Raw genomic sequence first — 21,247 nt, 5'->3', positions numbered from 1 at the left:
AATTATGGCTATTAGAAGTATCAGGGTCGATGATGATCCTATTCTTAGAAAAGTATCTCGACCAGTCGTGAAATTCGATCCATTACTGCACTCATTTTTGAATGATATGGAAGAAACAATGCGCAGTGCCAGTGGTGTAGGATTGGCGGCGCCGCAAGTTGGAACGTTAAAACGTGTTTTTATTATAGATATCGGCGAGGGATTGGTTGAGTTTATAAATCCAATTATAATCTTCGAAGATGGTGAGCAAACAGGAGACGAGGGTTGCTTGAGCGTACCCGGCCGATATGGCGTCGTTACCCGACCTAACACCGTTACTATCAAAGCTCAAGATCGCTATGGTAACCATTTTGAAATCACAAAATCTGAACTATTTGCGCGAGCAATTTGTCATGAAAACGATCATTTAGATGGCAAGATTTTTGTCGATTGCGTTATCGGTGACTTGCATTACTCTACTGGCGATGAGCACGAGGAGGAGTACTAAATGAAAATTGTATTTATGGGAACGCCCGATTTTGCTGTTCCAGCTCTCGAAATGCTGATAGAACAGGGGCATCAAATTTCTTTGGTTATTACGCAACCCGATAAACCAAGAGGTCGTGGCAAAAAAGAGTCTGTATCTCCTGTAAAAGCAGCAGCTCAGATGCATCATCTTGCCATTGCTCAACCCGAAAGGCTTCGTAAAAACAAAGAAATTTTGGAGCTGCTTAAAGATATTGCTCCCGATTTGATCGTTGTCGTTGCTTTCGGCCAAATTTTACCAGCCACAATATTGAAAATACCTACCTTAGGATGCGTCAATATTCATGGTTCTCTATTGCCAAAATACCGCGGCGCCGCACCTATCCAGTGGGCTCTCATCAACGGCGAAACAACTACCGGCGTTACCATAATGTACATGGATAAAGGTCTTGATACTGGCGATATGTTATATAAAAAAGAAATTTCAATCACACCAGACGACACTGCAGGAACTATGTTTGACAAGCTGAAAAATCTCGGTGCTCTTGCTTTAAAAGAAGCTCTTCCTTTAATAGAAAACGGTGGCGCGCAACGAGAAAAGCAAAACAATTCCTTCTCCTCCTCTGCACCTAAAATCGAAAAAGAAATGGGAAAATTGAATTTTAACATGTCCGCAACAGAAATTGAAAATTTGATACGAGGAATGTCTCCTTCGCCATCAGCTTATATTGAATACAAAGGTGAAAAAATCAAGGTGCACGCCGCAAAAGAGGCACCAGAATTCGCTGCCACCGAAGACGCGGGCACTATTTTAAATGTAGACAAGCAAGGTATTTTGGTAAAAACTGCCAAAGGACTTCTTTTAATTACAGAAATACAAGTCCCGAATAAGAAACGAATGCTTGTTTCTGAGTATATCAAAGGAAATCAAATCGAACTTGGCTATAAATTGTAGGCCACCGATGTTAATACCTTAGTTTTTGCAACCGATGTTGATACCTAGCTTTTGCAACCGATGTTGATATCCTAGCTTTTACAACGATGTTGAGGCCCTAGCTTTTGAAACCGATGTTGATATCCTAGTTTTGGCAACCGAAGATGAGGTCCTAGCTTTAGCAACTGCAGATGATGTCCCAGCTTTTGAAACCGATGATGATATCCTAGCTTTGGCAACCGCAGATGATGTCCTAGCTTTGGCAACTGCAGATGATGTCCTAGCTTTGGCAACTGATGTTGATGTCCTAGCTTTTGAAACCGATGTTGATTTCCTAGCTTTGGCAACCGGTGTTGATGTCCTAGCTTTTGAAACCGATGTTGATTTCCTAGCTTTGGCAACCGGTGTTGATGTCCTAGCTTTTGAAACCGATGTTGATTTCCTAGCTTTGGCAACCGGTGTTGATGTCCTAGCTTTTGAAACCGATGTTGATTTCCTAGCTTTGGCAACCGGTGTTGATGTCCTAGCTTTTGAAACCGATGTTGATTTCCTAGCTTTGGCAACCGGTGTTGATGTCCTAGCTTTTGAAACCGATGTTGATTTCCTAGCTTTGGCAACCGGTGTTGATGTCCTAGCTTTTGAAACCGATGTTGATTTCCTAGCTTTGGCAACCGGTGTTGATGTCCTAGCTTTTGAAACCGATGTTGATTTCCTAGCTTTGGCAACCGGTGTTGATGTCCTAGCTTTTGAAACCGATGTTGATTTCCTAGCTTTGGCAACCGGTGTTGATGTCCTAGCTTTTGAAACCGATGTTGATTTCCTAGCTTTGGCAACCGGTGTTGATGTCCTAGCTTTTGAAACCGATGTTGATTTCCTAGCTTTGGCAACCGGTGTTGATGTCCTAGCTTTTGAAACCGATGTTGATTTCCTAGCTTTGGCAACCGGTGTTGATGTCCTAGCTTTTGCAACTGATGTTGATGCCCTAGCTTTTGAAACTGATGTTGATATCCTAGCTTTTGCAACTGATGTTGATGTCCTAGCTTTTGAAACCGATGTTGATTTCCTAGCTTTGGCAACCGGTGTTGATGTCCTAGCTTTTGAAACCGATGTTGATTTCCTAGCTTTGGCAACCGGTGTTGATGTCCTAGCTTTTGAAACCGATGTTGATTTCCTAGCTTTGGCAACCGGTGTTGATGTCCTAGCTTTTGAAACCGATGTTGGTTCACCAGCTTTAGCAACTGAAGATGAGGTCCCAGCTTTTACAACCGATGTTGGTTCACCAGCTTTAGCAACCGCAGATGAGGTCCCAGCTTTTACAACCGATGTTGATAACTGATGTTGATGTCCTAGCTTTTGCAACTGATGTTGAGGTCCTAGCTTTGGAAACCGATGTTGAGGCCTTAGCTTTGGCAACTGCAGATGAGGTCCTAGCTTTTGCAACTGATGTTGATGTCCTAGCTTTTGAAACCGATGTTGATTTCCTAGCTTTGGCAACCGGTGTTGATGTCCTAGCTTTTGAAACCGATGTTGATTTCCTAGCTTTGGCAACCGGTGTTGATGTCCTAGCTTTTGAAACCGATGTTGATTTCCTAGCTTTGGCAACCGGTGTTGATGTCCTAGCTTTTGCAACTGATGTTGATGCCCTAGCTTTTGAAACTGATGTTGATATCCTAGCTTTGGCAACTGATGTTGATGTCCTAGCTTTGGCAACCGGTGTTGATGTCCTAGCTTTTGAAACCGATGTTGATTTCCTAGCTTTGGCAACCGGTGTTGATGTCCTAGCTTTTGAAACCGATGTTGATTTCCTAGCTTTGGCAACCGGTGTTGATGTCCTAGCTTTTGAAACCGATGTTGATTTCCTAGCTTTGGCAACCGGTGTTGATGTCCTAGCTTTTGCAACTGATGTTGAGGTCCTAGCTTTTACAGCCGATGTTGATATCCTAGCTTTGGCAACCGATGTTGATGTCCTAGCTTTGGCAACTGATGTTGATGTCCTAGCTTTTGAAACCGATGTTGATTTCCTAGCTTTGGCAACCGGTGTTGATGTCCTAGCTTTTGAAACCGATGTTGATTTCCTAGCTTTGGCAACCGGTGTTGATGTCCTAGCTTTTGAAACCGATGTTGATTTCCTAGCTTTGGCAACCGGTGTTGATGTCCTAGCTTTTGACCGATGTTGATGTCCTAGCTTTTGGCAACCGATGTTGATGTCCTAGCTTTTGAAACCGATGTTGATTCCTAGCTTTGGCAACCGATGTTGATGCCTAGCTTTTGAAACCGATGTTGATTTCCTAGCTTTGGCAACTGTTGATGTCCTAGCTTTTGAAACCGATGTTGATTTCCTAGCTTTGGCAACCGGTGTTGATGTCCTAGCTTTTGAAACCGATGTTGATCCTAGCTTTGGCAACTGAGATGATCCTAGCTTTTGAAACCGATGTTGATCCTAGCTTTGGCAACCGCAGATGATGTCCTAGCTTTTGAAACCGATGTTGATGTCCTAGCTTTGGCAACCGATGTTGATGTCCTAGCTTTGGCAACTGCAGATGATGTCCTAGCTTTTGAAACCGATGTTGATTCCTAGCTTTGGCAACCGATGATGTCCTAGCTTTTGAAACCGATGTTGATTCCTAGCTTTGGCAACTGCAGATGAGTCCTAGCTTTTGAAACCGATGTTGATATCCTAGCTTTGGCAACTGTTGATGTCCTAGCTTTTGAAACCGATGTTGATTCCTAGCTTTGGCAACTGATGTCCTAGCTTTTGAAACCGATGTTGATATCCTAGCTTTGGCAACCGCAGATGATGTCCTAGCTTTTAAACCGATGTTGATTCCCAGCTTTGGCAACTGATGTCCTAGCTTTTGAAACCGATGTTGATTCCTAGCTTTGGCAACCGATGTTGATGTCCTAGCTTTTGGCAACTGATGTTGAGGTCCCTAGCTTTTGAAACCGATGTTGATATCCTAGCTTTGGCAACTGCAGATGAGGTCCCTAGCTTTTGAAACCGATGTTGATATCCTAGCTTTGGCAACCGATGTTGATTCCTAGCTTTGGCAACCGATGTTGATGTCCTAGCTTTTACAACCGATGTTGATTTCCTAGCTTTGGCAACTGCAGATGAGGCCTAGCTTTTGCAACCGATGTTGATGTCCTAGCTTTTGAACCGATGTTGATTCCTAGCTTTTGGCAACTGTTGATGTCCTAGCTTTTGAAACCGATGTTGATTCCTAGCTTTGGCAACTGATGTTGAGGTCCTAGCTTTTGAAACCGATGTTGATTTCCTAGCTTTGGCAACCGATGTTGATGTCCTAGCTTTTGAAACCGATGTTGAGCCTAGCTTTGGCATCTGCAGATGAGGCCGTTTTAAAAATAAGTATTACAGAATTATAAATTAAAACATAGTTTGGAGAATTTATGAAACATTTACGAGAAATAGTTGTAGATGCCTTGGTGAAAGTCGAAAAAGAGGGCGCATATTTACAACTAGTTTTGAAAAAAGATTTAGAAATTTTGGAGAGTCGCGACAGGGGCTTGGCAACGGAAATCGCCACTGGTACTTTGAAATATCAGATTGCTATTGATTATATTATTAACCAAGTTTCTTCTATTAAAGTGTCTAAGATGAAACCTTTTATTAGAAATTTGATGAGGATCAGTGTGTACCAGCTTAGATATTTGGACAAAGTGCCCGCTCATGCTGCAATTAATGAAGCTGTCAAGTTGGCAAAATCTCGTGGCTTTGCTGGATTGTCAAAATTTGTAAACGGCGTACTTCGAAGCATTGAAAGATCTAACATTGCGCTTCCAGCAAAAAATTGGAGCGTTTATTATTCGATCCCTGAATGGATAATTGAATTATGGGTGAGTAGTTATGGATCTGATATTGCAAAACAAATTTGTGAATCCACTACAGCGCGAGCCGAGGTGGTAGCAAGAGTTAATACGCTCAAAGTCTCAAGAGATGAACTGGTTGAATGCTTAAAATTAGATGGTCTCGCCACGAAACCTGCCGCCATATTTGAGGATGAATATCTCTATTTGGAAGGAGCGCAGTCTATCGCTGACATGCCTAGCTTTGTATCGGGATTTTTTACCATACAAGATGAAAGCGCCGGAATCGTGGCTCACGTTGTTGCTCCCCAAGATGGCGAATTAATTTTGGATATGTGTAGCGCTCCAGGCGGAAAGGCAACTCATATAGCTCAAATTGCAGATGTGAACATAGTCAGTGCAGATATTTATGAACATAAAGTTGAGCTTATTAAAAAAAATTCAGCGCGCCTTGGCATAGGCTGTATAGATGCAGTTTGCCTTGACGCTACAGTTTTTGTAGATGAATTTTGCGAAAAATTTGATAAGGTACTGATTGATGTCCCATGCTCTGGTTTAGGATTGCTTAAACGAAAACCGGATATTAAGTATACTCGAGCCGCTACCGATGTGAGTGCAATCAATCAACTGCAACGAACTATAGCCGCAACGGCTGTGCGATATTTAAAACCTGGCGGCATATTAATTTATAGCACCTGTACACTTGTAGATATTGAAAACACAGATATGGTCGACTATATAGCTGACGAATTGGGGATGGTTCGAGATGATATTGCCCCTTTTGTGCCGTCTGCATTTCAGAATTATGTCGATGGCTGCTATGCAAATATTTTTCCATTTGTGGCCAATACCGATGGATTTTTTGTTGCAAGATTTATTAAAAACTAGAAATGAGGAACTAAATGTGAAAGTGTTAAATGAACTAAGTCTTGCAGAGCTTGAAGACGTTGTAAAAAATTTAGGTGAGAGTAAGTTTAGGGCCAAGCAATTATTTGAGTGGTTTCATCAAAAGTTGATTTATGATTATGATCAAATGTCTAACTTGTCGCAAGAGTTTCGAAAAAGACTAAAAATTTTGTATCCAACATATAAATTAAAAGTAGTCCAAAAACTTGAATCTCAGATAGACGAAACCAAGAAGTATCTTTTTAAATTAGAAGACGGAAATGTTATCGAAAGCGTGCTCATGCAGTATAAACATGGGGCCAGCGTATGCATTTCTACACAGGTTGGATGCAGAATGGGATGTAAATTTTGTGCATCTACCATTGGGGGGTTGGTTCGCAATTTAACTGCAGCAGAAATGCTAGGACAAGTATATGAAATTGTCAACGATACCGCCAACCGGGTTTCTAATATAGTTTTGATGGGCAGCGGAGAACCTTTTGAAAATTATGAAAACGTTATGAAATTTGTGGAATTAATAAACGATGTAAATGGCCAAAATATTGGAATACGACACATTACAATTTCTACCTGTGGGATTGTTCCAAAGATTTTTGAACTTGCCGAGGCAAATAGTGGACTTACGTTAGCAATCTCCTTGCACGCGGCAACAAACGAGAAGCGAAAACGAATTATGCCAATTGCCGCAAAGTATCCGCTAGCAGATATTATGGATGCTGTTGAGGTCTATATTGCAAAAACCAATCGACGTGTTACATTTGAATATGGTCTTATCTTGGGAGAAAATGATGGGTCCGAAGAAGCTATGGAATTGTGCGCACTACTTAAAGGCATAAATTGCCATGTGAATTTGATTCCTATAAATAACGTTGATGAAAAAATGTACCAACCTAGCAATAACGTGGTTAAATTTTGTAACATATTAAATAAGCATAACATACAAACAACAGTACGAAGAAAACTTGGAGAAGATATTGACGCAGCCTGTGGTCAATTGAGACAGCGATTTATTAATATTTAATATTTGAGGTGAAAATGTGATTTCATTTGGTAAAGTAGATATTGGTTTAAAAAGGCAAACGAATCAAGATAATATATTTATCTGCGATACAAATATTGGAGCGCTTCCTAATTTATATATAGTAGCCGATGGTATGGGTGGATTGGGCAATGGTGAATTAGCTAGCAAAATAGCTATTGAAGTATTTGTTGAATATATCACAGAATTAAAAGAATTAACGTTAAATACACAAGATGATATTATAAATTTATTAAATAGAAGCATTTATCATACAAATTATGTAGTATATAACAAATCAAAAGAATTGAACGCCACTCAGGGGATGGGCACAACATTTATAGCAATCACCGTATTTGAAAAACATATGTATATTGCTTATGTGGGAGATTCTCGAGCATACGCTATAAACGACCGAGATATTATTCAGTTAACGATAGATCATTCTTTGGTTCAAGAGCTGTATGAGAAGGGGATGATTACGTTAGAAGAGACTGCTAACCACCCAATGAGCCATATGATTACGCGTGCAATTGGTATCAATGAATCAATTAAGTTGGATGTGTGTATCTATGAACTTGAATATCTCGATTATATATTAATGTGCAGCGATGGCGTTACAAATATGTTACCTGACAATGATATTTTCCAAATAATCAATCACAATAGAGATCATACACTAGAAACAATTTCACAAGAGATTATTTCTCTTGCAAACTCAAATGGTGGTCATGATAATATAGCATTGATAATACTGACTGCAGAAGAGGGGGTAAAATAAGTGGAACCGGGACTTATTTTAGGCAAACGCTATCGCATATTAAGAAGGCTTGGAGAAGGCGCAACAGCCATCGTATATAAGGCAGAAGATATTAAGTTGCATAGATTTGTAACAATTAAAGTATTAAAAAAAGAGTTAAATGAAAATGAAGAATTTGTAAAGCGATTTAAGACCGAAGCTTCTGCAGTTGCAACCTTGAGCCACACGAATGTTGGAATGATTTACGATGTGTATGATGAAAAGAATTTACACTGCATTATAATGGAATATATATCAGGACGAACATTAAAAGCTATTATAGAAAAAGAAGCACCTTTTGATGAAAGCCGAATCATAAACTATGCGCTTCAGATTTTAGAAGGATTGGGTGCAGCGCATACGCATCACGTTATCCATAGAGATATAAAACCCGAAAATATATTGGTAACCGATGATGGGGTATTAAAAATTAGAGATTTTGGAGTCGCGCAAGCCGCTACAACATCAACAGTGGTGCTTAATGGCGATGCTGTAGGGTCGGTGCATTATTTTTCACCAGAACAGGCAAAGGGGCGTCCCGTTAACGAAAGTTCGGATTTATATGCGCTAGGAATAATAATCTTTGAAATGGCAACGAAACGACTTCCATTTGAATCGGATAATCATGTTACGGTAGCTGTTAAACATATACACGACCCTGTACCAGATCCTCGAGATTATAATGAATCAATTAGCACAGCATTGGTAAATATCATCAATAAATCTACGCAAAAAGCTTCTGGATTGCGTTTTCAAAATGCAGCAGAAATGAGCACTGCGTTAAAAGAAGCCTTAGCAAATCCAAACGATTTGGCTCATGTGGAAACTTCGTTGTCCCAAGCACTCGTTACTGATAATGACAAAAACGTGACACAGATAGAACAAACGAAAAAAACGAAAAAATTCTCATTATTTGGAAAAAGCCTGGCTACTATATTAGGAGTACTCTTAGCATTGGGTTTATCGATGGGGTTTTTGGCTGTATATTTATTTATTGAACCAACAGCATCTGCCGAAACAGAAAAATTGATTGCAGTCCCAAATTTAGTAGGCAAAACGTTGGAAGAAGCAACTGATATTGCAAATTCTAAATCATTCAATGTAATTAAAGTGGGTGAAAAAGAAACTACTAGGATGAAATCCGGGACAGTATTAGAGCAAATACCAGCAATCAACATGACTGCAACTAAAAATTCCACTATCGAATTAGTTATAGCAAAAACTCCTCAAAAAACAACAGTTATAGTACCAGATGTAGTCGGTTATAATGTTGCGCAAGCCCAAGAAATTATAGAAAACACTGGTTTATACTCTGTAATTACACGAGAATTTAGTGAATATATAGAAATTGGATCAGTGGTTAATCAATTACCGAAAGGACAAAGTACGGCACAAAAATTTGATGTAGTGGAATTAATAGTAAGTTTAGGAAAAGAAATACCTTATGTGATAATGCCAGACCTACACAACTTAACTCTGGAGCAAGCAACAAATACATTAGCAGCGTATCAATTGAGATTGGGTGTAGTAACAGAAGAAATAAGCAATACACCTAAGGGGCTAGTACTTTCTCAAGACTTGCTCCCTAATACTAACGTGGATCCAGATGCAGCGATTAATATAGTTGTAAGCTTGGGGCCAGTAATTGAAAAAACTGATGATAACGGAGTATTCTTTGAATTAGAACAATTTCTCAAAAATTTGGTTAAGAACCAATCAGAAGAGGAGACTATATTAGAATTTCAAAAGAAAATTCAAGAAGATACAGACGAAGCTCTTAAGGCAGAAAAAGCATATATAAACGCACAAGAAGATGCATTAGAAGCTGCGCAAAAATCCATTGAAGCTAACAAAATACAAGCTCAAGCCGAAGAAGAACTGCGAAAAATCGAAGATATAATATCAAAATTAAAAGCAGACGCCAATAGTTCTAATGATGATATTAAAGAAACAGAAAAGAAATTAGATGATGCTGAAGATACAATGAAAAAAGCTGAAAAGGCAGCCAACAAAGCCGAAAATGCTGCAGAAAAGACTGATAAAGAATTTCAAGAAGCAAAAGAAGAAGCTATCCAAAAAGCAGCTGAACTTCAGCATACGCAAGAAGATATAATAAGGGAACAAGAATCACTTAAACAACTAAATACATCCTTGATTCTTCCAGCAGAAACGTTATTAGAAGTCAAACCCTATACCATCAAATTGCCAGAATCACTAAAAACAAACACTGGCAAACTTACTTACCATGTTATTGTTACGTTTAATACCAATCAAGGAGAACAAACATTATTTAACAAAAATATTAAAAAAAATGAATTTCCATACACAATAGAATTGACTGGTTCTGGAACTGGTGTATTATCAGTATATTTTGATTCATTGGAACGATGGAAAGAAGAATTTAAATTTTGAGGAGGAATAAATTATGAAAAAGGTATATTTTAGCAAATTGAATGCAAATGCAATCATACCCAGTAAACGAGTTGAGGATGCAGGCTATGACATTTATGCATGCTTTGAAGAAGACTATATCATAATAAATCCACATGAAACAAAGCTCATTTCAACAGGGATAGCTTCTGCCTTCAGCCAAAATTATGTAGGAATTATTAAAGAACGAGGCTCGACAGGTATTAAAGGAATAGGACAAAGAGCAGGTATTATCGACTCAGGATATAGAGGGGAATGGTTTATTGGAATTACAAATCACAACACCAGTTCAATAATAATTTCTAAAACTGAAAACCATGCTAAATTTAACAAAGCAATAATATATCCTTATACTAAAGCGCTCGCACAATGTATTTTTTTAGAAATTCCACAATTAGAGATATGTGAGCTTTCACTAGATGAACTGTTAAAAATAAAATCGGAACGAGGAACTGGTAATAAAGGATCAAGTCAGAAATAAATACTTTTAAAGTCGTAAGTTATAAAATAATTTTGCGACTTTTTTACTTTTATAACTCAACAGATACTAATTCTGTTACCTCTTTTGTGATTTGAACTACATTATTGGTCTTATCAATTATCCATTTTAAAAAGTCGCTTACTTTATCTATTTCTACTTTTATAAAAATAGCAACTGTATCAGTAAATACTATATCACGAATCATATAATGATTACTTTTTAGCAAATATTCTATTTTACCATAATCTGCATATGAACATTCCAATTTTATTAGTTGTATCAGTACCATTTTAACCAATCCCGCAGCTGAAATAACTTCTTTTGCAGCACGAGAGTATGCACGCACCAAACCACCAGTCCCCAGCAAAGTACCACCAAAATATCTAGTCACCACTATCAGAACATTTTTAATCTCTTTTCCTTTTAACACATCAAGAATAGGTCGCCCAGCAGTACCTCCGGGCTCCCCATCATCACTAAATTTTTGGATATTGGGATCGATTTGATATGCAAAGCAATTGTGATTTGCTTTATAATGCTCTTTTTTTAGTTGCAGTAAATATTCCTCTGCCTCTTTTTCGTTTTTAACTTTAAAAGAATGCCCAATAAAACGAGACTTTTTTTCAATAATTTCAATAATGGCATCGTTTTTAATGGTAATAAACATAACTCTCCCCCACTTAGTATGATATGTAATTTAAGAACGGAGAAAGAGGGATTCGAACCCTCGCACCGCTTTCACGACCTACTCCCTTTCCAGGGGAGCCCCTTCGACCTCTTGGGTATTTCTCCAAATTTTTATTGATTGTATTCTAGCAGAAATAAATAATGCTGTCAAGCCCTAAAAAAAAATGAGGTACAGTACAAAAATACTATCCCTCGTAATTCTTTAAATACTATGTTCATGACAATCCTATATCATATTGGCAACTTATTATTAAAATTAAATTTTATTACATCCAAGAATCAAATAATCCCATTCCTATTCGTAAATCCTCTAGTTTATATTGTGCATCTAAATGACCTTGATCGGCAGCTTTTTCATACCACTCTTCTGCTTTTTCTAAATCATGGTCAATACCTTCACTATTTGAATAGTGTACACCTAGATTATATTGTGCTATTTCATCCCCCTGTTCCGCAGCTCGGGTATACCATACTACAGACTTTTCTATATCCTTTTCTACTCCATTGCCATTTTCATAGCACCAACCTACTTTATTTTGAGCATAGGCATCTCCTTGTTCTGCAGCTTGTTTAAACCAGTAAAACGCTTTTTCCATATTAGGCTCAACTCCATCTCCAGCTGCATAACATTTGGCTAAATTGTATTGTGCATAGGCAAAACCTGATTCGGCGGCTTTTTCAAACAACATAGCTGCCATAGTAAAATCTTGCGCTACCCCCTTGCTGTAAAAATAGCACCAACCTAATTCATTTAAATTATGAGGATTATTTATCCACAATAATATATCTTCTATCTCTAACATCTCATATCCCTCCCACGTAAAAAAGTAAAATGACTTCGAGAAAAGTCAAAGTCATCTTCTTGGTTGTTCATTATCCGGTACCTCTACTAAGATAGTATCTTTGCCAATCTGTCTTATATTTTCCCACGGAATTATCCATTCATATTCTCTACCAAAAAGTCCCATAACTTTCCCAGGGCCTGGAACAATCAGTGCTGTGACATGTCCAGTACTAGATTCCACTTCTGCGTCACAAATATACCCAAGTCTTACACCATTTAAGATGTTTATGACCTCTTTATGGCGCATATTACCAATTCTCATGATCATAGTATTACCCCCCTCATAAATACTATATTCTCTACTTGTCTCAAATATACTTTTTCATATGTTTTAACGCAGTTTTTTCAAGTCTCGAAACTTGAGCTTGTGAAATCCCTATTTCATCTGCCACTTCCATCTGTGTTTTACCTGCAAAAAAGCGTAACGTTAAAATATGCTTTTCTCTATCGTTTAGTCTCTTCATAGCTTCTTTTAACGCAATATTTTCTAACCAAATATCATCTTGAGATTTTTCATCACTTACCTGGTCCATAATAAATAAAGCATCTCCATCATCATGATATACTGGTTCAAATAATGAGATTGGATCTTGAATAGCATCTAGTGCAAATACAATATTTTCTGTTGCAATTTCTAGAACCGCAGCAATCTCTTCGATTGTTGGTTCCTTTGAATTTTGTCGTAGTAATTTTTCTTTTACTTGTAAAGCTTTGTATGCAGTGTCTCGTAGTGAGCGGCTTACTCTAATTGCATTGTTATCTCTCAAATATCTTCTAATTTCACCAATAATCATTGGTACTGCATAAGTAGAAAACTTTACTCCTTGAGTAGTATCAAAATTATCAATCGCTTTAATAAGACCAATGCATCCTACCTGAAATAAATCATCTACATGTTCACCTCGATTATTAAACCGCTGTATTACACTAAGTACAAGTCTTAAATTACCACGAATATATTCTTCTCTAGCCATATTATCTCCAGCTCCAATCAACTCAAATAAATGTTCCTTTTGTTGATTGGTTAGGGTGGGTAATTTAGCGGTATTAACACCACAAATCTCGACTTTATTAATTGCCATGTAGAATCCTCCTCGTCGTTCCTTAAAAGTTGTCTTATTAGCCTTAGATATAGGATACCCACCTCATGGCAAATTATACATGTTTTAGCTCATTTTTTTCATTTCTTTTTTTAAGCGACCGATGATTTTCTTCTCAAGCCTTGATATATAAGACTGCGAGATACCTAGCATATCTGCTACTTCTTTTTGAGTTTTTTCTTTTCCTTCATTTTTAAAACCATATCTAAGCTCCACAATTTCTCGCTCACGTGTACTCAGTTGACCAAGAGCTGTATTTAGCAATGCTTTATCTACCTCATCCTCTATGTTTCGATAGACAGAATCAAAGTCAGTGCCCAATATATCAGAAAGAAGCAACTCATTGCCATCCCAATCGGTATTGAGTGGTTCATCGATTGATACTTCTACTTTTAGTTTGTTAGTACGTCTTATATCCATTAAAATTTCGTTTTCAATACACCGAGATGCGTAGGTTGCCAGTTTAATTTTTTTATCCGGTTTAAACGTATTAATCGCTTTAATAAGACCAATAGATCCAATAGAAATTAGATCTTCCATCCCTTTGTTAGTATTTTCAAATTTTTTTGCGATATATACTACTAATCTTAAGTTTCGTTCTATCAAAATTTTTTTAATTTCATTAATTTTTTCATCATCATCAGGGTACTCTATCATTTGCATTAAAAGTTCGTTCTCCTCCTCTTTACTTAACGGAGCAGGCAGTACTTCACTCCCCCCGATATAATGAACTTGCCCTGTTTGATTTTTCAATATTTTGAAATACGTATTTTGAGCAAGATTCACCACTTTGTTAAAAATACCCACATAAATCGCCTCCTAGTTTACTAAATCTGGATGTATAAGCACATTAATATCTTCTTTAAAAAGTTCTGATGACAGTCCAATAATTGCATTCCTATGTACATATATTTTACTTCCTCGTTTTACTGTTACATTACTAACCTTTACTCCTACAATTAATCCACTCTTGCAACCTACACTATTAAATGGTATAAGAGAAGCTTTATCCAACATTCTCAAAGATTCTTTTCCAGCATCAATTTCCTCAATAAAATCTAATAGTTCTATTGCTAAAAATTTCCTAACCTTATCCAGTTGCACAATCGCCACAGGTTCTTTTGAAAAAACTGTATAAAGAGTATTTCCAGTATCCACTATCCCTTTTAGATTAACTGTATTACCATATAATTCAAACGACATATAAGCTTCACCAACAATAAGCAAAAATTTTTTTCTTATGGCAATTAAAAAGTAATAAGTTAGAAAAGAAATGACTGCTCCACATAATATTGTTAAGATTAAAGATGCTTCATTACCCATTACAAAACTACACTGAAAGTAAACGCTAAGAGCAACTCCACCTATTATACAAGCACATAAAAAATTTATTAAATATGCCTTAAAAAAATTTTTTGTCCCATATAACAAAATTATAGGAATACAAGGGAGGAAAATATAATATAAATTAAAAGAAAGCCTTTCTAAATTTGGAAAGATTATTACTAAACAGGACAAAAGTGCCGCAATAGTACTAGCTAGCAATAATTTTTTAAAAGGCACCCTAATATAAAGCAAGCTTCCTGTGAAAAATATAAAAATATCCATAATAAAATTAATAAAAAATAATACATCAATGTAAATTACTTGCATAATTTCCCTCGTTATCCTTTTTAATTATTGTATACCATAATATTCGTATAATTTGTAAAATTAAGTAAATTAAAAAAAAAAAGATACGACAAAAATCGTATCCTCTTTTGCGCGCTCATTCTAAGCAACCTCCTCCAATAAACTCTCGCAACAATGAATTACAAGGAATTTCGTTTGTATCTATTCCTAAGAAATACTCCAAAAATTTTAATAATCGCTTTGCTTCATCAAAATAAGGCGAATTTCTATTGATACTGAATAATAGTGCTTCTGCTTTTTGTTTAAGCACAGCAAGTTCATATATCATAACACTATTAAACATAATATCCGCTTCTTCTTGAAATGGGAAAATGTTTCTTTCTTCACCACGTCTAACAGAAGGCCACATAGATAGGGTTACTTCAGGCTTAATCCCGCGATACGTATTATCTCTAATCATTCTGCGCATAAGTCGAGTATCTGTTGTAGGAATTCGATTATGGTTATCAATATTGAGTTGAGTTAGTGCACTTACATAAATCTTATACTTTTTATCTCTTTCAATGCTGGAGCTAATTTGTTCATTTAAAGCGTGTATTCCTTCAATAACCAAAACATCTTCACTCTTTAATTTAATAAAATCATCCTTGTATTCTCGTTTACCTAATTTAAAGTTAAATGTAGGAATTTCTACCTCTTTACCTTCCACCAATGCTTTTAGATGCTCATTAAATAATTCAGTGTCTAGAGCTTTAATATCATCAAAATCCAGATCACCATTTTCGTCGATTGGTGTAAATTCACGATTTACAAAATAATTATCCATAGAAATTAACACAGGAGTCATTCCATTAACCTTAAGTTGAACACAAAGTCGCTTAGAAAATGTAGTTTTACCAGAAGAAGATGGACCCGCTATTAATATAACTTTTTTAGTACCAAATGATAGAATATGATCAGCGATTTTGGCAATTTTCTTTTCGTGCAAAGCTTCTTGCATTCTAATTAACTCTTCGATTTCACCTGAAACGATTTTTTCATTTAGTTTGGCAACTGTATCCACTCCCAAAATTCTAACCCATTGTTTGGATTCTTTAAATACTTCAAATAATTGAGGTTCATACTTTTTTTCAGCCAATATTTCTGGATTTTTTTTATCTGGAAACAACAGCATAAACCCATGTCCATATGCATATAAATCAAATAATTTAATGCATCCTGTACTTGGTAACATATATCCATAAAAGTAATCGTGAACATCTTCCAATTTATAGGTATTAATAGTAGAAGTTCTTCTATATTTAATAAGCTCGCTTTTATCAATCATACCTGTGTTTTCAAAAAAATCTATTGCTTTTCCTACAAGTACAACTTCTTTTTCAATAGGCAAATCCGCTTCGACTAATTCCAACATTTTTTCTTTGATTGCTCCGATATTTTTTGACACATTAAAATCTAAATTGACAAATTCTCCAAAATATCCTCCAGACATATGATGATTAATTATAACTTGTTCATTAAACAATAGTTTTGTAGCTACAATCATCAAAAAAGTACAAGTTCTTTCAAAAATTCTCATTCCATCTTTATCCGTTAAATATATCGGCGTCACATTCAATTCATCTATTTTATTTCCTAATTCAATAAGTCCTTTTGTTCCCTTAAAAGCACATACATTTTGCCCAGCATACTTTTCTTTTGCCAAATCAAAGTAAGTTTCCATACTCTTTTTCCCCCTTTACGCAACGAACACTCTTTTTACACTGTTTTAAACACTTCAGCACAGATATTGGTACTGATAACTTCTATATCCAGTTTTGTTTTTAAGTAATCTACAAGATACGGGATTATGATTTTTTCGCTATTATAATGACCTACATCCAGTACAATTAGTTCTTCTGCAATAGCTCCTTGAGCTTCATGAAACTTTAAATCTCCTGTAATATATACATCGCTGACACTAGCAGCTTGCTTGATAAATTCTGCTCCACTGCCAGAACATATCGATACAGCTTCTATTTTTTTATCACTATATCCAATTACTCTAATAACAGGAGCATCAAAAAATTTTTTTACCTTTGTAATAAAATCTTTTAAAGTTATTGAATTAATTTTTCCCCATCTTAAAAAATTATCTCCATTTACTATTTCGACATTTAATCCTTTACAGATTATATCATTAATACCATCTTTTGTTTTATCTAAGTTTGTGTGCATAGCAATTAAACTAATATCGTTGATAATCAACTTACGAATTACTTTTCCAATTGATGTTGCATAATCTATTTTCTTTAACCCTGTAAATATATATGGGTGATGCGTAATTATACAATCCACACTTGCAGCAATGGCTTCATCTGCAATTTGCTCATTTAAATCAAGCGCACACATTATTTTTTTTACCGGTTTTGAATTTGTGCCAATTAATACACCAACATTATCCCATTCTTCAGCCAAATCCAGCGGCGCAAGTTCTTCTAATACCTGCATAATCTTTTCTATTGTATACATTTTAAAACCTCCAGCTCATTTTGCAGTTCATTATATCTAGTAGTATTGGGTTCTAACTGTTTTAATATATTTATTATTGCACTTTGTTTCTGACTTATAAATTCTCTAAAATCCATATTTAATGTTTTGATATTCAAAAAACCATATTCATATTCATATTCATTAGTATATGATTGAACTCCTCTTTCTGCTATTATTATAACATAGAATTTAGACATATCTTTTATAAAAATTTCATCAACAATTTTAAAATCAATGGAATGTAAAAATTTTCTTATGTTATTTTGTGCATTTTGTGGTGATAGTATAAGCCTATTTATAAATTTTATAGTATTAAAATCTCTAGATAATATTTCTTTTATAAGATGCCCACCCATTCCAGCTATTATAACAGTATCAATATTATCCTCCATTTTTATATTTGAAAGTCCATTACTCTGCCTAATTTCAATGTTCTTAGTATCACCAATATACTGTCTAGCTCGTTGTAATGGACCTAAATTTATATCACAAGCTAGCACAAAGCTTGCAATATCATTTTCTATTAAATATTTAGGAACCAATCCATGATCAGTCCCTATATCTGCTACTCGTGCACCTTTATTCACTGCATTTGCTATTTCTAATAATCTTTTTGTCATATATCTCACTTTCTTTATAAAAAAAAGAAGTTGCAAAACAACTTCTCTTATTCCAAATAATCTCGTAATTTTTTACTTCTACTAGGATGACGAAGCTTTCTAAGAGCTTTAGCCTCAATTTGTCTAATACGTTCACGAGTAACGTTAAATTCACGCCCAACTTCTTCTAACGTCCTAGCACGCCCATCATCTAGACCAAATCTCAATTTTAATACTTTTTGTTCTCTGTCAGTCAAAGTATCCAAAACTTCTATCAATTGCTCTTTTAAGAGAGTAAACGCTGCCGCTTCTGCAGGAGCTGGTGCATCTTCATCTGCAAGAAAATCTCCCAAATTAGTGTCTTCTTCTTCTCCAATAGGAGTTTCCAAAGCCACCGGTTCCTGGGAAATTTTCATAATCTCTCTCACTTTATTTACACTCAATTCCATTTCTCTTGCAATTTCTTCAGGTTGTGGATCACGCCCCAATTCTTGTAGTAATTGTCTTTGTATTCGCATTAATTTATTTATAGTTTCTACCATATGAACAGGAATTCGAATTGTTCTGGCTTGATCAGCAATAGCTCTTGTAATTGCTTGTCTAATCCACCAAGTTGCATAGGTACTAAATTTATAGCCTTTTGTATAATCAAACTTTTCAACAGCTTTAATTAATCCTAAATTCCCTTCTTGAATTAAATCTAAAAATAACATTCCCCGACCGACATATCTTTTTGCTATACTAACTACCAATCTGAGATTAGCTTCTGCAAGTCGCTTTCTAGCTTCTTCATCACCAGATTCCATACGTTTTGCAAGCTTAATTTCATCGTCAGCTGAAAGGAGTGGAACTTTGCCAATTTCTTTTAGATACATCCTAACTGGATCATCGATACTTACACCTTCAGGTAAAGTAAAATCAATAATATCTTCGTTTAGGTTTTCGTTCTCAATATTAGAAATCTCACCTATAATATCAATACTTTGAGCTTCTAAAAATTCATATACCTGTTCAATTTTTGTTGGCTCTAACTCTAAGTCTAAAAAGGCATCGGTTATATCTTTTTGCTCTAACACTCCATTTTTATCCTTAGCTAACACTAAAAGTTGGTCTAGTCTAATCTTAAATGTCATTTTTTGTTGCTGTTGCAGTTCATCTTTCAATATTCTCACATTCCTTTCATCGTCTACTATTTTAACCATTTTTTGGAACAATATTCAATTTCACTATGCTATTTCTTAGTTTCATTAAATGTTGTATTTTTTCTGGATTGGCACTAAGATTTTTCAGTTGTTCTATATAATACGCATTGTTAAGTATCTTAATTGCATCAGTAACTATCTTATATAAAACAAATTTTTCTTTATATATACCATCTTTACCAATTATAATAGAGGAGATAATTTTTTGGTCTTCTACATTAGGGTATTTTTTATTTAACAAAGCTGTATCAATTGATCTGTCATTAATTAAACTTATAGCTATATTTCGTTTTACCCCTTCTGTAAATAATTCTGGAAATACATATTCCGAAATGCTATCATATATAGTAGGAGTATGATATAGCACTGATAATAAATCGACTTCAATATCGCTTTTCTTAGAATGGTTTTCATAGACAATTTTATTTTCTTTAGTATTAACAATTCTCTTTTTTATTTCTGTTTCTATTGCTGATTTATTTACATTAAATCTTGTTGATATTTCATCAATATATAGCTGCTGTTCAATAGAATTTTGTAAATTGGCAATAATAGATGAAATTTGCTCTAAAAACTTAATTTTTTCAGGCAAGTTATTTAAATCATACAACATTTGGATTTTTGTAATTTTATACCATATATCACTGTTAGCAACAGTTATGGCATTTTGTAATTTTTCATTTCCATACTTTTTTAAAAATTCATCAGGGTCTTTAGCTCCATTCAATTCTAAAATTTTTACACTAAACCCTTCATCTCTCAAAATTTTACTAGCTTTTAAAGTTGCTTTTTGTCCTGCATTATCACTATCATAAATGATTACTATATTATCAGTATATCTTTTTAGAAGCTTTGCTTGGCTTTCGGTAAATGCTGTTCCCAGTGATGCCACGGTATTAGTAAATCCTTCTCTATGCATAGCAATAACGTCCATATATCCCTCTACTAATATATAATATTCATGATTTTTCATTTTAGCCAAATTTAAACCATACAGATTATTACTTTTATGGAAAATTAAGTTTTCGGAAGAATTAAGATATTTAGGATTTTCATTTCCAAACACTCTTCCTCCAAATGCGATTACTTTTTTTGTGGGGCTAAATATAGGAAACATTAGTCTATTTACAAATCTATCATAAATTAATCCACTATTATGATTTAAAACACAAAGTCCACTCTCTACTAAAAGTTCATTTGTGACACCCTCTGATCTTAGATACTTGTATAATGCATTGAAAGAATTCGGTGAAAAACCAAGACCAAATATCTTTATAGAGTCTTTATTAATCCCTCTATCTACAAGATATTGCCTCACATACTCTGGGGTATTTCTAGTTAAATTATAATAATAAAAACGTGCCGCTTTTTTATAAAGGTCAAAAATAACATCTTTTTTAAAAAAAGCCTCACGATTATTGTTTATTCTACTATTATCATATTCAAGAGGAATATTAGCTCTTATTGCAAGACTTTCTATAGCCTCTCCAAACGACAAATTTTCTTTCTCCATCATAAAGGTTATTACATTACCACCCACTCCGCAACCAAAACAATAATACATTTGCTTATCTTCACTTACTACAAATGACGGAGTTTTTTCGTTATGAAAAGGACATTTGCCTATATAAGAAGAGGCTCCTTTTTTCACTAAATTAGTGTACTCAGAAATTAGTGAGACAATATCAATATAAGTTCTAATTTTTTCAATAAAATCTTCCGCAAAATACATATGTTCCTTCCTATCTCAACAATATAATCATCATTGTCACATTTCCTCTTTTTTCTCTTAT

General features: G+C 35.3%; 23 protein-coding genes and 1 tRNA gene. 11 read left to right on the top strand and 13 right to left on the bottom strand.

The genetic code is table 11. The annotated features are described in order from the left end of the window. Window positions 1–4 precede the first annotated feature (4 nt). The 5 genes from def (at window position 5) to PCY70_RS12875 (ending at window position 3,977) form a co-directional block, all read left to right on the top strand. Entirely contained in the window at window positions 5–487 is a 483-nt protein-coding gene (def, locus tag PCY70_RS12895; protein ID WP_010167906.1) for a peptide deformylase, read from the top strand. After that, window positions 488–1,420 carry a methionyl-tRNA formyltransferase gene (fmt, locus tag PCY70_RS12890; protein ID WP_010167905.1) on the top strand — a complete coding sequence of 311 codons (933 nt, stop codon included), beginning with the start codon at window positions 488–490 and terminating at the stop codon, window positions 1,418–1,420. 130 nt (window positions 1,421–1,550) lie between these two features. Continuing rightward, entirely contained in the window at window positions 1,551–2,735 is a 1,185-nt protein-coding gene (locus PCY70_RS12885) for a calcium-binding protein (RefSeq protein WP_305767711.1), read from the top strand. Next, window positions 2,722–3,576 carry a calcium-binding protein gene (locus tag PCY70_RS12880; RefSeq protein ID WP_305767709.1) on the top strand — a complete coding sequence of 285 codons (855 nt, stop codon included), beginning with the start codon at window positions 2,722–2,724 and terminating at the stop codon, window positions 3,574–3,576. The genes PCY70_RS12885 and PCY70_RS12880 overlap by 14 nt, the downstream gene beginning before the upstream one ends. Window positions 3,577–3,821: 245 nt before the next feature. Further along, window positions 3,822–3,977, top strand: coding sequence for a hypothetical protein (locus PCY70_RS12875; protein WP_305767707.1), 156 nt, complete (start codon window positions 3,822–3,824; stop codon window positions 3,975–3,977). Window positions 3,978–4,023: 46 nt separating this feature from the next. Here the strand turns inward: PCY70_RS12875 and PCY70_RS12870 are convergent, their stop codons facing one another. Beyond that, entirely contained in the window at window positions 4,024–4,314 is a 291-nt protein-coding gene (locus PCY70_RS12870) for a hypothetical protein (protein ID WP_305767705.1), read from the bottom strand. Between the two features lie 312 nt (window positions 4,315–4,626). On the opposite strand from PCY70_RS12870, the gene PCY70_RS12865 reads away from it, so the two are divergent. From PCY70_RS12865 to PCY70_RS12840, 6 genes are read left to right on the top strand one after another with little or no spacing between them, the layout of a single operon-like run. After that, window positions 4,627–4,749, top strand: coding sequence for a hypothetical protein (locus PCY70_RS12865; RefSeq protein ID WP_305767703.1), 123 nt, complete (start codon window positions 4,627–4,629; stop codon window positions 4,747–4,749). Window positions 4,750–4,807: 58 nt separating this feature from the next. Further along, the gene (rsmB, locus tag PCY70_RS12860) at window positions 4,808–6,112 is read left to right on the top strand and encodes a 16S rRNA (cytosine(967)-C(5))-methyltransferase RsmB (protein ID WP_305767701.1); all 1,305 of its coding nucleotides are present in this window, start codon (window positions 4,808–4,810) and stop codon (window positions 6,110–6,112) included. 16 nt (window positions 6,113–6,128) lie between these two features. Beyond that, window positions 6,129–7,151, top strand: a complete 1,023-nt coding sequence (gene rlmN / locus PCY70_RS12855) for a dual-specificity RNA methyltransferase RlmN (protein WP_305767699.1) — start codon at window positions 6,129–6,131, stop codon at window positions 7,149–7,151. Window positions 7,152–7,167: 16 nt separating this feature from the next. Then, entirely contained in the window at window positions 7,168–7,929 is a 762-nt protein-coding gene (locus PCY70_RS12850; protein WP_305767697.1) for a Stp1/IreP family PP2C-type Ser/Thr phosphatase, read from the top strand. Beyond that, window positions 7,930–10,359, top strand: coding sequence for a Stk1 family PASTA domain-containing Ser/Thr kinase (gene pknB / locus PCY70_RS12845; RefSeq protein WP_305767695.1), 2,430 nt, complete (start codon window positions 7,930–7,932; stop codon window positions 10,357–10,359). A 13-nt stretch (window positions 10,360–10,372) separates the two neighbouring features. After that, the gene (locus PCY70_RS12840) at window positions 10,373–10,858 is read left to right on the top strand and encodes a dUTP diphosphatase (protein ID WP_305767694.1); all 486 of its coding nucleotides are present in this window, start codon (window positions 10,373–10,375) and stop codon (window positions 10,856–10,858) included. A gap of 49 nt (window positions 10,859–10,907) precedes the next feature. Here the strand turns inward: PCY70_RS12840 and PCY70_RS12835 are convergent, their stop codons facing one another. The 12 genes from PCY70_RS12835 to dnaG all read right to left on the bottom strand — a co-directional run bounded on the left by PCY70_RS12835 (window position 10,908) and on the right by dnaG (window position 21,186). Continuing rightward, window positions 10,908–11,525, bottom strand: a complete 618-nt coding sequence (locus PCY70_RS12835) for a YigZ family protein (RefSeq protein ID WP_305767693.1) — start codon at window positions 11,523–11,525, stop codon at window positions 10,908–10,910. Between the two features lie 37 nt (window positions 11,526–11,562). Further along, a tRNA-Ser gene (locus tag PCY70_RS12830) sits at window positions 11,563–11,650 on the bottom strand. A 161-nt stretch (window positions 11,651–11,811) separates the two neighbouring features. Next, window positions 11,812–12,348, bottom strand: a complete 537-nt coding sequence (locus PCY70_RS12825) for a tetratricopeptide repeat protein (RefSeq protein WP_305767691.1) — start codon at window positions 12,346–12,348, stop codon at window positions 11,812–11,814. Window positions 12,349–12,399: 51 nt separating this feature from the next. After that, window positions 12,400–12,657, bottom strand: a complete 258-nt coding sequence (locus tag PCY70_RS12820; protein WP_305767689.1) for a YlmC/YmxH family sporulation protein — start codon at window positions 12,655–12,657, stop codon at window positions 12,400–12,402. Between the two features lie 40 nt (window positions 12,658–12,697). Further along, a complete protein-coding gene (gene sigG, locus PCY70_RS12815; protein ID WP_305767687.1) occupies window positions 12,698–13,471 on the bottom strand; it encodes an RNA polymerase sporulation sigma factor SigG in 774 nt (257 codons plus the stop codon). A gap of 84 nt (window positions 13,472–13,555) precedes the next feature. Then, on the bottom strand, window positions 13,556–14,296 hold the full coding sequence (gene sigE, locus PCY70_RS12810) for an RNA polymerase sporulation sigma factor SigE (RefSeq protein WP_416387533.1): 741 nt from the start codon (window positions 14,294–14,296) through the stop codon (window positions 13,556–13,558). Between the two features lie 12 nt (window positions 14,297–14,308). After that, on the bottom strand, window positions 14,309–15,142 hold the full coding sequence (locus tag PCY70_RS12805) for a sigma-E processing peptidase SpoIIGA (protein WP_010168953.1): 834 nt from the start codon (window positions 15,140–15,142) through the stop codon (window positions 14,309–14,311). A 115-nt stretch (window positions 15,143–15,257) separates the two neighbouring features. Then, window positions 15,258–16,844: a nucleoside kinase gene (locus PCY70_RS12800; protein ID WP_305767685.1), complete on the bottom strand. Its 1,587-nt coding sequence runs from the start codon at window positions 16,842–16,844 to the stop codon at window positions 15,258–15,260. 35 nt (window positions 16,845–16,879) lie between these two features. After that, window positions 16,880–17,632, bottom strand: a complete 753-nt coding sequence (locus tag PCY70_RS12795; RefSeq protein WP_305767683.1) for a Nif3-like dinuclear metal center hexameric protein — start codon at window positions 17,630–17,632, stop codon at window positions 16,880–16,882. After that, window positions 17,620–18,273, bottom strand: a complete 654-nt coding sequence (locus PCY70_RS12790; RefSeq protein ID WP_010168959.1) for a tRNA (adenine(22)-N(1))-methyltransferase — start codon at window positions 18,271–18,273, stop codon at window positions 17,620–17,622. The genes PCY70_RS12795 and PCY70_RS12790 overlap by 13 nt, the downstream gene beginning before the upstream one ends. Window positions 18,274–18,320: 47 nt before the next feature. Continuing rightward, the gene (gene rpoD / locus PCY70_RS12785) at window positions 18,321–19,415 is read right to left on the bottom strand and encodes an RNA polymerase sigma factor RpoD (RefSeq protein WP_010168961.1); all 1,095 of its coding nucleotides are present in this window, start codon (window positions 19,413–19,415) and stop codon (window positions 18,321–18,323) included. Between the two features lie 31 nt (window positions 19,416–19,446). Continuing rightward, window positions 19,447–21,186 (bottom strand): DNA primase, encoded by a 1,740-nt coding sequence (gene dnaG / locus PCY70_RS12780; RefSeq protein WP_305767681.1) that lies wholly within the window; start codon window positions 21,184–21,186, stop codon window positions 19,447–19,449. Between the last annotated feature and the right edge of the window lie 61 nt (window positions 21,187–21,247).

This window comes from Candidatus Epulonipiscium viviparus (assembly GCF_030708075.1).
GTDB lineage: Bacteria > Bacillota > Clostridia > Lachnospirales > Cellulosilyticaceae > Epulonipiscioides > Epulonipiscioides viviparus.
Note: the sequence above shows the minus strand (reverse complement) of the source record. Positions and strands in the feature narration are given on the sequence as shown.